At 42.6% G+C, this 13,859-nt stretch carries 9 protein-coding genes, 1 rRNA gene and 2 riboswitches; of the genes, 7 read left to right on the forward strand and 3 right to left on the reverse strand.

Annotation, left to right across the window (positions count from 1 at the left end):
- Positions 1 to 478: 478 nt before the first annotated feature.
- Both IEW76_RS16690 and IEW76_RS16695 read right to left on the reverse strand, forming a co-directional pair.
- Positions 479 to 1,369, reverse strand: a complete 891-nt coding sequence (locus IEW76_RS16690) for a fructose bisphosphate aldolase (protein WP_188655563.1) — start codon at positions 1,367 to 1,369, stop codon at positions 479 to 481.
- A gap of 104 nt (positions 1,370 to 1,473) precedes the next feature.
- Positions 1,474 to 2,784, reverse strand: coding sequence for a purine/pyrimidine permease (locus tag IEW76_RS16695; protein WP_229721280.1), 1,311 nt, complete (start codon positions 2,782 to 2,784; stop codon positions 1,474 to 1,476).
- A 185-nt stretch (positions 2,785 to 2,969) separates the two neighbouring features.
- On the opposite strand from IEW76_RS16695, the gene IEW76_RS16700 reads away from it, so the two are divergent.
- Positions 2,970 to 3,242, forward strand: a complete 273-nt coding sequence (locus IEW76_RS16700) for a hypothetical protein (protein ID WP_188655564.1) — start codon at positions 2,970 to 2,972, stop codon at positions 3,240 to 3,242.
- Between the two features lie 105 nt (positions 3,243 to 3,347).
- Here IEW76_RS16700 and IEW76_RS16705 read toward each other — a convergent pair whose 3' ends face one another.
- Entirely contained in the window at positions 3,348 to 5,006 is a 1,659-nt protein-coding gene (locus IEW76_RS16705) for a glycoside hydrolase family 68 protein (protein ID WP_188655565.1), read from the reverse strand.
- A 259-nt stretch (positions 5,007 to 5,265) separates the two neighbouring features.
- Between IEW76_RS16705 and IEW76_RS16710 the strand changes: the two genes are divergently transcribed.
- From IEW76_RS16710 to IEW76_RS16735, 6 genes are all read left to right on the forward strand, one after another.
- Positions 5,266 to 6,225 (forward strand): AAA family ATPase, encoded by a 960-nt coding sequence (locus tag IEW76_RS16710; RefSeq protein ID WP_188655566.1) that lies wholly within the window; start codon positions 5,266 to 5,268, stop codon positions 6,223 to 6,225.
- Between the two features lie 3 nt (positions 6,226 to 6,228).
- Positions 6,229 to 7,494 (forward strand): DUF58 domain-containing protein, encoded by a 1,266-nt coding sequence (locus tag IEW76_RS16715; protein WP_188655567.1) that lies wholly within the window; start codon positions 6,229 to 6,231, stop codon positions 7,492 to 7,494.
- On the forward strand, positions 7,494 to 9,710 hold the full coding sequence (locus tag IEW76_RS16720; protein WP_188655568.1) for a transglutaminase-like domain-containing protein: 2,217 nt from the start codon (positions 7,494 to 7,496) through the stop codon (positions 9,708 to 9,710). Before IEW76_RS16715 ends, IEW76_RS16720 begins: the two co-directional genes overlap by 1 nt.
- 27 nt (positions 9,711 to 9,737) lie before the next feature.
- Positions 9,738 to 9,839, forward strand: a riboswitch (purine riboswitch).
- Between the two features lie 136 nt (positions 9,840 to 9,975).
- Positions 9,976 to 11,514, forward strand: coding sequence for a glutamine-hydrolyzing GMP synthase (gene guaA / locus IEW76_RS16725; RefSeq protein WP_373286013.1), 1,539 nt, complete (start codon positions 9,976 to 9,978; stop codon positions 11,512 to 11,514).
- Between the two features lie 80 nt (positions 11,515 to 11,594).
- Positions 11,595 to 11,696, forward strand: a riboswitch (purine riboswitch).
- A gap of 115 nt (positions 11,697 to 11,811) precedes the next feature.
- Positions 11,812 to 13,140, forward strand: coding sequence for an NCS2 family permease (locus tag IEW76_RS16730; protein WP_188655569.1), 1,329 nt, complete (start codon positions 11,812 to 11,814; stop codon positions 13,138 to 13,140).
- A 594-nt stretch (positions 13,141 to 13,734) separates the two neighbouring features.
- A 16S ribosomal RNA gene (locus IEW76_RS16735) occupies positions 13,735 to 13,859 on the forward strand; the annotation flags it as partial.

Here is a 13,859-nt window from a genome sequence, read left to right on the forward strand (position 1 = left end):
ATTAACGTTTTTGTTTATTTTGGATGAGAGTAAGGAGGGCCGGGGAAAACGCTCGCTTTCCTGTGGACGAACTCCCGAGCTTCCTCGTTCGCTCCGCTCTCTGTGGGATCTCGGAAGCCCGTTTTTCCACGGGAGTCTCGCATTTTCCCCGGCCCTCCTTTGCCAAAATTAGTATAAACAAAAGCGTTCCCAAATCTAGTAGTAGTGGCATGTATCATAAGATTTTATCACTCCTTTAAGCTGCGGGGCCGTTCCTCATCTTACTAAAAGGGCTGGATGGGGGACTGCGAGACTCCCGCGGGATAAGGAGCCTAGGCAAGACCCCGCAGAGAGTGATAGCGAACGAGGAGGCTTGCCAGCTCCCCGCAGGAAAGCGAGTTGTCCCCCAGCCAGCCCTAGCTCTAATATGGTAACGGCCCCATACAAATTACATGAAACACACGAAAGCCTCCCATTAATAGGGAGGCTTTTCATTTGGTTATTTCTTGTTTACAGAAGCATCATAAATGACGTCTACAGCGTGCTGTAGTGACTTGTTGAATTCTTCGTCAGATTGATTCGCATTCAAGTCAGCGATTAATGCACGAGAGAAGCTTGCGATTAGGTTTTCGTTTTCTTTTAACTTCTCATTGGCTTCGTCACGAGAATATCCGCCTGATAAGGCAACGACACGTACGACGCGAGGATGTTCAGCTAATTCTTTATACGTGTTGGCTTTCGTAGGAATAGAAAGCTTAAGCATCACATTTTCTTCTTCTGTTAGGTCATTTAAGTTTTTCAGGATTTCATCACGTAGAATTTCTTCGGATTTCTCTTTATCTTCACTGTGAATGTTTACTTCTGGTTCTATGATTGGCACAAGGCCTTCTGCGATAATTTGTTTACCTGCTTCAAATTGCTGGTCGACGACAGCTTTGATACCTGATGGGTTTGGCTCATGGATGACTGAGCGCATCTTAGTACCGAAGATGTTTCGTTCATTGGCACGGCGTAATGTTTCTTCTAAGTCGTGAATAGGTTTCATAAGCTGTACGCCGTTTTCTTTGTCAGCTAGTCCTTTGTCCACTTTAAGGAACGGAACAATGTCGTTGTCAGCAAGGTAGTCGGCTGTATATTTGCCTTCGATTTCACGGTCCATCGTTTGTTCAAATAGGATCGTGCCTAGGATCTTATCGGAATCAAAAGCAGGAGACGTTATGATTCTTGTACGCATTTGGTGAACTCGGTCAAACATCTCATCTTCGCCAGAATAAGCATCTTCTGGTACACCATAGTCTGCTAATGCTTTCGGTGTACTTCCGCCACTTTGGTCAAGCGCGGCGATAAATCCTTTACCGTTTTTGATTTTATCGAATTGTTTGTTGTTCATGGTTCCCACTCCTTTTTTGAAAAGTCCACTAGTATACTTCCCCTTTATACCTGATCCATAACATGGATATAGAAAAAAAGGACAGTTTGACTGTCCTTCTACATTCAATATTTGTAAGAAACCTTGTCGTTTTTAACCTTCCATACTTGTTCAATCAGAATGACAAGACCTGTCCCCACCAGGAGGCCGTTGCTTATAAGATTTTGGGCAAGGGCTGGTAGGTTAGAGAACACTTCCGCTGGTAAGAACATGGTGCCCATTCCGAATAAATAGGCTACGCCGACGATTGTGATTTTCCTCGAATCTAATGGTTCTAGCGTTATGTTATTAATGGCAAGTCCCACTAGTTGAACGAAAGAAGCCATTAGTGCTGCGTTGGCAATAGGAGATGGTATGCTTGATATAAAGCTAACAATTGGTGGGAAAAAGGCAATCAGCATAAGTAAGATCGTTGCATACACGAACGGCTGTTTACGCTTTTGTCCTGTTAAGGCGATAAAACCAGCAGAGGTTGCTAATGGAACGTTTGCTATTGAAGCGAATACGCCTGCTATTCCGTGATTAATTCCTGAGAATGCCGTTCCCTTGTTAACCTCTTCGCTATGGTCATTAGATTGTTCTCCTAAGGTCTGCTTCACAGCAACAATGGATGCCACAATATTAGAGATGGAAATGATGGCGGTGATGAAAGCAATCGGTATAAGGCTTAAGTCAAATTTGGGAGGCCCAAAGGCAAACCACTCAGGTGCAGAGAATAAACTGACGTCTGCTTGATTCGTTTGACCGCCAATAAGAAGACGAAATGTAATCCATCCGATAATAATTCCTATAAATACGGCGTAACTGCTTAACCAGCCTTTTGCGAAAGTAGATAGACCAAGTACGATAAAGAAAGTAAGGAAGGCTAGCAATGCTTGTGTGCCTTGAATTGTATTCGCACCTTCTTGTAAACCAAGCATTCCTTTTAGAAAGGTTCCACTTAGTTGGACGGTTAATAGTAAGAAGAACGTCCCTGTAACTAAAGGGGTAAATATCGGTAAGATCTTCTGAGAGATCTTTAAAGCACCAAATAGAAATAAGAACAGGCCTGTTATAATCATAGTTGACTCAAGCGTCTGTAGCGTTCCCTCATACGAAGAACCCGCTTGTACGCTTGTGATTGCCATAACAGAAAAGATGCTCACCCATATTCCGGCTGGTCCTTCTAATATTGGAAGCTTGTGTCCGAACATGGCCTGCAGTAAAGAGGCGATGCCCACCGTGAAGAAGGTTCGTTGCATTAACCCAGAAACTTCTATGAAATTGAGTTGATAAATCGATCCAATGACGATGGGCATAGCAACAGAACTAGCTAGAAGAAACACAAACCACTGAAAGGTTTCCATGGTATTCGTTGATAATGTTGCTTTATTCACTATGTACACTCCTTATATAGAACCTCATAAGTTAAACGGATAAATAACTTACCTAGTTTACCACTCTCTATTTACCCAATGATAGGTTTAAAATTTTAAGATCAATAGCCCTAGGACCTATGACTGTTAGGGTTTCTATGAATATGATAAAATTGGAAACAAATATAGAGGGCGGGGGGGTGATTTTGTTTCAAGGACTTTGGCAGGTTGTGATCGGATTGTGCTTTCTGTTTGTATTTGTTTTAGGGGCGATGGGTGTGACGGTTTTAGGGAAGCGTGCCATTCATGAACGAAGTAAATTAAAGTATGGTTTGTGTATATATCTTACTGGAGTGCTTGTCTATGCCGTGACAAATCTCTATACCGTATCACCTTTGTTGGCTGTGGTGTGTTTAGGGACATTCGTCGTGGTGAGCATCATTACGTATAAGAAGTTTACTGTCCAAGCTTCATCATAAAGGATGCTAGAGCAGTGGGATGAATCGTTCCCACTATTCTGCTTTTATTCATCCACAAAATAAAGAAGAAGGCTCCCACCAGGGAACCTCCTTTTTAATAATTATTTAGTTTCTGCGACGTCTTAGTCGGTTGCAGTGCGTACATACGTTTCCATTTCGGTCTACTTCACATTCGCAAACAACATCTCTGCGATGTCTACCGTGACAGCCCTGGCCCCCGCCGCTACGGACTCTACGGCTACTTTGACCGTTTGTGCCATCATCAGACATACCGTTATCCATCATATCTTCTTCGATTTCCATGTCTTCATCACTATTATTCCCGCGACCTCTATGACCGTCCCCGCAATTTCCATCACGTTCACAACGTGGTGTAAAAGGGGCGCTTTCTGTAGAAGATTCCATTACGAGGCCTTGTGCTAATTCGTTTACGATTTGGGTTTCTGTTCCATTAATAGAAAGTTGCAACGTAGGTGCTAACGTCCCGCCGAAGCGGTTAAAGATGAATTGCTCAGGAAGTGATGGTAACTGATCCAAGCTAACACCATCAAGGTTGTAGTAGTTGATAAAGCTTAGCGTAGACAAGTCTGGTAATACGATCCAAGAATAAGCTTGGAATGGTTCTTCAGGCGGGTTCGCTACAACGAGTCCGCCTTCACCTAAAGGAACATAGTTACCACGGAAGTCGTTAGCAACGAAGCCATACAGGCCATCTGGACCATCAAGGCCTGGAGCAAACGTGAACTTGTGACTTACAATAAATAGGTGGTAACGTCCGCCTACATAGACAATGTGTGGACGCTCTAGCTGTTGGTTCACACAATCTGCTTCAAGAATTGGAGGGAGAAGTTCCCACTCACGGTAATCGCTGCTCTGAAGAAGGGCTACGCCTACGTTTCCATTAAAGTTGGCGGAGCCGTCTGGAACATCGTTGCCGCTTCGGAAGTCTCCATCTCCAATGTTTTCTGGGTTACATTCACGGTCGATTGGCTGTTGAGGTGTTGCGGTGTTTCCTTCGAAGATAATATATTCACAGCCGCTTTCAGGATCGATCCAGTACCAAGGATCACGGAATGAGTAAATAATCCCGCCGCTTGATTGTTCCTGAGTTTGATAGAATTCGCCGTCTGGAACGAGGATGATGGAGTGCTCTTCCCAGTTATTGAATAGCACACCATTCAAATTAGAGAAAACTTCTCCTTTTGCGAACGCCATGCGCTGCTCATACGTGACTTGTGCTTCATTGCGACGACCGGTAGCCGTGTAGAAGAAAAAGATTTCTCCGTTTTCTACAAAAGCTGATCCAGCCCACTGACGAGAACCTAACGCGTCCCCTTCTGGGAATACGACGCCCCCTGGGATCCAGTCTTGGCCATCGCGAGCATAGAAGTATCGAATCGTTGCGATATCATGACGTTTACCAGGTAGCACGCTTCTTGGAGCTGTTAGAGAGAAAATGACACGCCATCCTCCAGGAAGGACTGCGATCGAACCATCTTTCTCACGAAGAGGCCACGTGTCCCAAACCCAAAGGTCTGGAGCCGTATCTTCAAATGGTTCTTCAATGATCGGTGCAGCGTTAGCTGAAGTGATTCGAATTTGTTCCGCTTGTTGTCTGGTCCAGGCAGAAGGGGTGGCACCTTGGCTCTGCTCTAAGCAACATTCGAATTTTTTGCAGAACTTATTGCATTTACGACAGCGGCCGTCATGGTCGTGCTGATGTCCGCCATTGTGGTTGCATTGACAGTTGTTATTGTGATGCATTCTACCAATTCCTTTCCAATATATAAATTTGCTTCTATTTTTAGAAGCTTGCTATACATTATGCGAGAGAAAAAGATTGGTATAGACAAACTGTCCGGTGTAACTGCGCATTTTATCAAATGCAGGCGGTTGTAAGGGGTGAGCCATTTTTTTCCTGCGCATTCTACTGCACATAGCCTAGTCGGATGTAGTATAGTTGAAATAGACAAAAAATTCTAATAGATAGTAGGAGATTATTTCATAGGAGGAATCGAATAACATGTCTCAGCAAACTTACTTAGCTCATGGAAAAGTACATGAGCTATTTGCGAACATACAGAGTGTCATGATCGGAAAAGAAGAAGTGACAACATTAAGTATTGTAGCTTTACTGGCGAAGGGCCATGTTCTCTTAGAAGATGTTCCGGGTGTAGGGAAAACTATGCTTGTTCGAACGCTATCAAAGTCAGTGGACTGTGAATTTAGGCGAATTCAATTCACACCAGATCTATTACCTTCTGATGTAACAGGGGTTTCCATTTATAATCCGAAAACGCTTGAATTCGAATTCCGGCCAGGCCCACTTTTAGGGAATATTGTGCTTGCAGATGAAATTAACCGCACCTCGCCTAAAACGCAGTCTTCTTTATTAGAAGGAATGGAAGAAAGTCATGTAACGGTTGATGGGAACACAATTGAACTTAAACGCCCATTCTTCGTCATGGCTACTCAAAACCCAATCGAATATGAAGGAACATACCCGCTACCTGAAGCTCAGTTAGATCGTTTCTTATTGAAATTAAATATGGGGTATCCTTCTGCAGCTGAAGAGATGCAGATGCTTGACTTGATATCTAATGACCATCCAATAAACCGAGTTCAGGCTGTTATGACAAAGGAAGAATTGATCGAATTACAGAATCAAGCAGCGGAGGTGTATGTTGACCCGAATATTCAACGTTATATCGTTAATATCGTTTCAGAAACAAGGCGTCATCCGTCAGCTTACCTCGGTGTAAGTCCCCGTGGTTCGATCGCACTCATGAAAGCAGCAAAAGCGTATGCTTTTATTCAAGACAGAGACTTTGTGCTTCCGGATGATGTAAAGTATTTAGCGCCTTTCGTATTATCTCATCGTCTCATCCTGAATTCAGAAGCGAAGTTTGAGGGAATGACCTCAAGTGATTTGGTGAATGACATACTACAAAAAGTCTCAATCCCTGTGCGTAAGGAAAAATAACAGATGAAGCAAACAGTCAATGTCGTAACGAAATTCGTGTTTACGATTCTTCTTTTAGTCATTTTATACGCTTATGCTATGTTTCAGGGTGGCTTTGTAAGTTGGTTTCTGTTTTACGGAATGCTTCCGTTCCTACTATATATGTTAGGGGTATTACTCTATCCAATTTCTAATTGGAATATAGATCGGACGTTGTCTAAATATATGTTTCAATCTGGAGATACGTTAGCTGTTGACGTTCATATAGAGAGGAAGTTTCCATTTCCCCTTTATTATTGTGTCATAGAGGAATATGTTCCTGAAACACTAAATAGGGTGGGGACGAAATCAGAGGGTTATCAATATATGGGTAATCCTGATGAGCTTAGAAAGGCAAAACGAATTAAGCGGGTGGCTTTTCCTTGGTTTAAGCGTTCCATCCACTTTCATTATGAATTCCCCTATCTACCTCGAGGGGAGCACCATTTTCATAGTATACGAGTGAAGACAGGTGACTTCTTTGGATTTGTATCAAAGCAAGCTTATTATACTGTGCCTGGCAGAGTGCTTGTATATCCTCACAGAAGAGGCGTCTCAATGACGAAGCGAGTGAACAGCTTTGATGAGGGAGCAGCTCCTTCCTATTCTCAAACGAAGCGGGATACCACTGTTGTAACGGGGGTAAGAGAATATGCGCCAGGAGACAGGTTCTCTTGGATTGACTGGAAAACATCAGCTAAGAAGAATGCTATGATGACCAAGGAATTCGAACAACAGAAGAGTTCTGATGTGTTGCTTGTTCTTGATGCTACCGAAGGTGTTGGGGAGAAACGATTAGCGTTTGAAGGAAGTGTGGAACTAACGGCTTCAATTATTGAAAGCTATAAGAGAAGGGAATCACAGCTTGCGTTCTTGGTTTTAGGGAGTGAACATAAATTCTTTCCTTTCACGAAGGACCGTACTCAGTATGATGGGATGAATCAATACTTATCCAAGATTGAACCAGTTGGGAAAACAACGTTTGCTGAATCATTATTGAAGCAGCAACAAGGATTGCCGAATCACTTAATCGTGATGGTTGTTTCACGAAGTCTCACCCCTTCATTAAAAACCTCCTTAGTTCGGTTGAAAGAAAAACATGCACGAGTTGTTTTCTTTTATATAGAAGCAAAAGAACATATAACGAGTGAACAACGGCAATTCCTTCGTGAGCTAGGTGTGAGTGGGGTTGTTGTTAATGTCTTGTCAGAATCAGAAATGACACAAGCGAAATTTGAGGTGAGTACATAATGGCGAACGACCCAATAGAGCGGAATCAATCTTTGTTTAGAGGGATCGTTTATCTTTGTGGATTCTTACTGTTCTGGGAATGGCTACGGCCTTTAGATCAAATTACCGATACAGCTAACATGGCTGTATTTGTTGTATATGCTGCATTTTGTTTCTTCTTATCGTTCATTCACTTACCGTGGTTTTTAACCATTCCTATGAAACTCATAGGCTTAGCCTTTGTTTTGGATGGGTTGTTTATTGGACAACGGTTCCTAAGTGGAGAATGGTTTCGATATGTGTATGAACATATTCAGTTTAATTTCGATGTAATGGTAGCGAATCAGTGGTGGCAGATGACCCCGTTGTTTCGGAGCATGCTTTTCTTACTTTTGCTCTGGTTAATGAGTTACTTGCTTTACTACTGGTTTGTTGTAGCTAAGCGAACGAGTTTCTTTGTCATATTGACGATTGTATACGTAACCGTCTTGGATACGTTTACGATATATGAAGGTAAGGGAGCGATTATTCGAACGTTCCTAATTTCCCTGATTGCAATGGGCTTGTCCAGTTTCACTAAAGAAATGGAGAAAGAATCGATTGCGATAAGGGGGAGGCGTGTCTATCAGGCATGGATTATCCCGCTTATGGTTGTAGTTCTGTTTGCTAGTGTGGTTGGCTATGCAGCTCCTAAGAAAGCCCCTCAATGGCCCGACCCTGTTCCATTTATACAAGGTGCGGTAAACGGCGTAGGAGGTTCAGGTGGCAACTCGATTCAGAAAGTAGGGTATGGAACGAACGACGAACAATTAGGTGGCTCCTTTGTTCAAGACAATACTCCTGTCTTTCAAGCTGTAGCGGATAGTGAGCATTATTGGCGTATTGAGACAAAAGACGTTTATACGGGGAAAGGGTGGATCCGCTCTAGTGAGGGGAACCCAAGTGAGCAGGTAGTCGCTAATGATATTAACTTAGGGTACTTTAGTGATGCCGTTAAGCGTGAAGACAAGGTGGCAACGATCGCGATGAATGATAATGCCACGTTTTCAAAGCTTGTCTATCCCTATGGCATTCAAAAAGTGTCCAACAGTGAAGCGGACACATTAGTCATTAACCCGACTACAGGGGAGATTATACCTCAGAAGAACGGAGAATCGTTTCAGTTAAATGGGTATGAGCTTGCGTACGCGCAGCCTAGTTTCTCCTTCTCGCAGCTTTCAGAAAGTGGAACGGATGATCCGCCGCAGATTGATCAGGCCTATACGCAATTGCCGGAGAGCTTACCAGAACAGGTTAGAGATTTAGCAGAAGAGATTATTGCAGAAAGTAGCAACCGCTATGAGAAAGCGCGTGCTGTTGAAGAATACTTCCAGCGGAATGGCTTCGAGTATAGTACGAAGAATATTCCAGTGCCAGATGAAGGGGAAGATTATACAGCGCAGTTCTTATTTGACACCCAAGTCGGCTACTGTGATAACTTCTCTACTTCAATGGTCGTGCTTCTGCGCAGTGTAGGAGTCCCGGCACGGTGGGCTAAAGGTTTCACGGGTGGAGAACAGATTGACACTGTAGAAGTAAATGGAGAACTTAAGAACGTCTATCAGGTAACGAGTGCTAACGCTCATTCTTGGGTAGAGGTTTATTTCCCTGATATAGGGTGGGTAGCTTTTGAGCCGACGAAAGGCTTTGGCAACCATACAGACTTCTATATAGAAGATACGGGGGAAGATGACGAAGAATCCTCTGAGGTTGACGAGAATTTACAAGAACAGTTGGAACAAAATCAAGAACAAACACCTGAAATGGACGAGCAAGACATGGTGGGTAAGGCAGACGAATCCAATGGAAGTGGAGGAAGCTTTACGGTTCCTACATGGCTGTGGATTGTATTGATTGTACTTGTTCTTATTTCTCTAGGGCTTGCGTTTAAATATCGTTACCACTTAATGACCATGTATTATAGGAAAAAGTATATTCAGCATCCAGGTCAACGGAATTATGAAGCGGCGTATGAATTTCTATTGAAAGTATTAGATAAGAAAGAGGATTTGAACCGATCAAGTGATCAAACACTCAAGGAGTTCGCTCATTCCGTCGATGATCATTATAGAAGTCAGGAGATGGGGCAATTAACCTATCACTACGAGCGACTTATTTATCAAAGAGATTCATCTCAACATCCTTGGGATAAAATGAGTGAATTATGGGAAAATTTAATTAAAAAGACGTTGTCTTGACCGGGAATCGTTAGCTTGATAGAATGATTGCAACTTAATTATTCCCTTCGTATATCCTCGATAATATGGTTCGAGAGTCTCTACCGGAGCACCGATAATGCTCTGACTATGAAGGTGGGAGTCGTATATCATTCTCTGGAACCGGGAAATATTGAGGAGACTTCTGCCTTTTCTATAGTCATAGAGGCAGAAGTCTCTTTTTTTATTGACCAAAACGAAAGAGGACATTAAAGGGCAATGCAAATACAAAGGAGTGAAGCGCATCATGATAGAAGTTCATGACAAGATTTTAGTATTAGACTTCGGAAGTCAATATAACCAGTTAATCACAAGGCGGATTCGTGAGTTTGGGGTATACAGCGAACTCCATTCTCATCGATTAACAGCAGAAGAAATTAAAGAAATGAATCCGACTGGAATTATTTTATCCGGTGGACCAAACAGCGTTTATGCTGAAGATAGCTTCCGTTGTGACCCGGCTATATTCGAACTAGATATCCCTATTCTTGGTATTTGCTACGGAATGCAGCTTATGACTCATCACTACGGCGGTAAGGTAGAACGCGCGCTTCAAAGAGAATATGGGAAAGCTAATCTTCAAGTAGAAGGAGAACCTTCTTTATTTAAAGGCCTTCCTAAAGAGCAAGTCGTCTGGATGAGTCACAGTGACAAAGTTGTTGAAGCTCCGGCAGGTTTCTCTGTGGATGCAACGAGCCCGTCTTGCCCTGTATCTGCTATTAGCTATGAAGAGAAGAAGATGTACGGGGTGCAGTTCCACCCAGAAGTGCGTCATTCTGAATATGGCAATGAAGTACTGAAGCGTTTTGTCTTTGATATTTGCGACGAAAAAGGCGACTGGACCATGGAGAACTTTATTGAACTTGAAGTGGAGAAAATTCGCGAACAAGTAGGCGATCAAAAAGTTCTTTGTGCCCTAAGCGGTGGAGTCGATTCTTCTGTAGTAGCAGCACTGATCCATCGTGCTATTGGAGATCAACTTACGTGTATCTTTGTTGATCACGGCTTGCTTCGTAAAGATGAAGCGGACACGGTGATGGATACATTTAGTGAAGGGTTTAACATGAATGTGATAAAAGTGGATGCACAGGAGCGATTCATGTCTAAGCTAAGAGGTGTTTCAGATCCTGAACAGAAGCGTAAGATTATCGGGAATGAATTTATTTATGTCTTCGATGAGCAGGCCGAAGAGTTAAAGGATATAGATTACCTTGCACAAGGAACGCTTTATACAGACATTATTGAAAGTGGAACGGAAACCGCTCAGACAATTAAGTCTCACCATAATGTAGGTGGCCTTCCGGAAGATATGCAATTTAAGCTTATCGAACCATTGAATGCGTTATTTAAAGATGAAGTTCGTGCCTTAGGTACAGAGCTAGGGGTTCCAGACCATATCGTATGGCGCCAACCTTTCCCTGGACCTGGTCTTGCGATTCGTGTGTTAGGTGAAATTACAGATGAAAAGCTAACAATCGTTCGTGAATCAGATGCAATCTTGCGTGAAGAGGTAAAGAATGCAGGGTTAGAACGTGACATCTGGCAGTATTTCACGGTGTTACCTGACATCCGAAGTGTTGGTGTCATGGGTGATGCACGCACCTATGATTATACAGTTGGTATTCGCGCTGTAACGTCAATTGATGGGATGACATCAGATTGGGCGCGCATCCCTTATGATGTTCTAGAGCTGATTTCAACTAGAATTGTGAATGAAGTGGACCACGTGAATAGAATCGTGTATGACGTGACGAGCAAGCCACCTAGTACAATTGAGTGGGAATAACGAACAATTAATTAATTTCAGTTTTAAATATTCGTATTTAGCATTGACTCTTCTTGTTGTTGCTAGTATGATAGAACTAGATAAAATAAAACACGAACCGTCGTATAATATTGGGGATAGGGCCCAAGAGTTTCTACCGAGTTACCGTAAATGACTCGACTACGATGGAGAATATGATTCAAGTGGATTCTAGTAATCTCTCTTAATCATGAACTCTGTCTTTGGACCAGAAACTCTTGGCGCTTAAACGCTAAGAGTTTCTTTTTTTATATCGACTGGTTTCGGGGAGGGTCTTACATGAAAAAATTCTTTCAATTTGAAGAGCTGGGGACAAACTTTCGTACAGAGTTTATAGCTGGTTTAACGACGTTCCTAGCCATGGCATATATTCTTGTCGTCAACCCGATCACATTAGCGCTTGTAGGTGTAGAGGAATTACCTGAGGGTGTTACAAGGATTGATCAAGGTGCTGTGTTTACAGCTACCGCAATTGCCGCAGCCGTTGGTTCATTAATTATGGGGGTTCTGGCAAAATACCCAATAGCATTAGCACCGGGTATGGGTCTGAATGCCTTTTTCTCCTTTACCGTTATGTTGCAGTTCGCCATTCCATGGCAAGAGGCATTAGCAGGAGTACTTGTATCAGGACTTATCTTTATTGTTTTAACCGTTACAGGACTTAGAGAGAAGATTATAAATGCCATCCCAAGCAATTTAAAGCTAGCAGTGGGGGCGGGAATTGGACTGTTCATTGCGTTCATTGGCTTTCAAAATGCCGGGATTATAACAGGGGACCCAAATACACTTGTTGCGTTAGGGGATTTGACGCAGCCAGCGACCCTTCTTGCAATCTTTGGGTTAGTTATTTCAGTAATTCTAATGTCTCTTAATATAAAAGGTGGAATCTTTTACGGAATCGTTATTACAACTATTGGCGGAATTATCGTTGGTTTAATTGACACGCCGTCAGCCGTAGTAAGTACACCACCAAGTGTTGCTCCGACATTCGGGGCTGCTATTGAGAATTTACCTTCTGTACTTGTTTCAGGAGAGATGTGGATCGTCATCTTAACATTCTTATTTGTAGATTTCTTTGATACTGCCGGAACACTAGTCGCTGTTGCAACGCAGGCAGGTATTATAAAAGAGAACAAGTTACCTCGTGCTGGTCGTGCTTTATTTGCAGACTCTGCAGCGACCGTAGTAGGTTCAGTAGTGGGGACTTCAACCACTACTTCCTATATTGAATCGACAGCAGGTGTGGCAGCTGGAGGTCGATCAGGATTCACCTCAGTAGTGACAGCAGGTTTCTTCCTTCTATCACTCCTGTTCTCTCCGTTGTTAAGCGTCGTTACAGCAGAAGTAACAGCGCCAGCTCTAATCATCGTTGGTGTATTGATGTGTAGTTCGTTGAAGAATATAGATTGGGACCAATTCGAAATTGCTGTTCCGGCTTTTCTTACCGTCATTGCGATGCCACTAACGTATAGTATTGCTACAGGGATTGCGATTGGCTTTATCTTTTATCCATTAACTATGGTCTTAAAAGGAAGAGGGAAAGAGATCCATCCAATCATGTATTTCTTATTTATTGTCTTCCTAGCTTATTTTATATTCTTAATTTAATTTCTTTTTAACAATGATGAGGAGCGCCATGACAGTGGTTGCTCCTCTTTTTTTGTGAGAGTTTGGGGGAGGGGATGAAAAAGATTTTAGAAAAACTATTGCAGAACCCTTAGGTGCCGTGGTACATTATTAAACGTTGCGTTAACGACAACGCAAACAACAAAACGATCTTGAGGCAGTGATCAATAAACGCATTCGCCTTCCTATTAATTAGAAGAGATCAGGTTGAAAGAGATTAAATAAACTCCAAAAAAGTTATTGACTCAAAATCAACCGCATGTTAAGGTGTTTAAGTCGCTGTTAAACGACGTAAACAACAAACGATCTTGAGGCAGTCATCAAGTAACGCATGACTCCTTGTTAATAGAGAGATCGGGATGAAAAAGAGATTAAAAAACTTCAAAAAAGTTATTGACTCAAAATCATCCGCATGTTAAGATGTAAAAGTCGCTGTTAAACGGCGGACAAGCAAAAGAAACATTTTGAAGAAACATTTGATCTTTGAAAACTGAACGAAACAACATGTAACGTCAATGTCTTTAAATTATTTTTTAAAGCCAGTAATCATTTATTTGATGCTAGGCAAACTCTGACTTTATGGAGAGTTTGATCTTGGCTCAGGACGAACGCTGGCGGCGTGCCTAATACATGCAAGTCGAGCGCGTGAATCAACATGATCCCTTCGGGGTGATTGTTGTGGATCGAGCGGCGGACGGGTG

The sequence above is a fragment of the Pontibacillus salipaludis genome (assembly GCF_014642405.1).
GTDB classification, from domain to species: domain Bacteria; phylum Bacillota; class Bacilli; order Bacillales; family BH030062; genus Pontibacillus; species Pontibacillus salipaludis.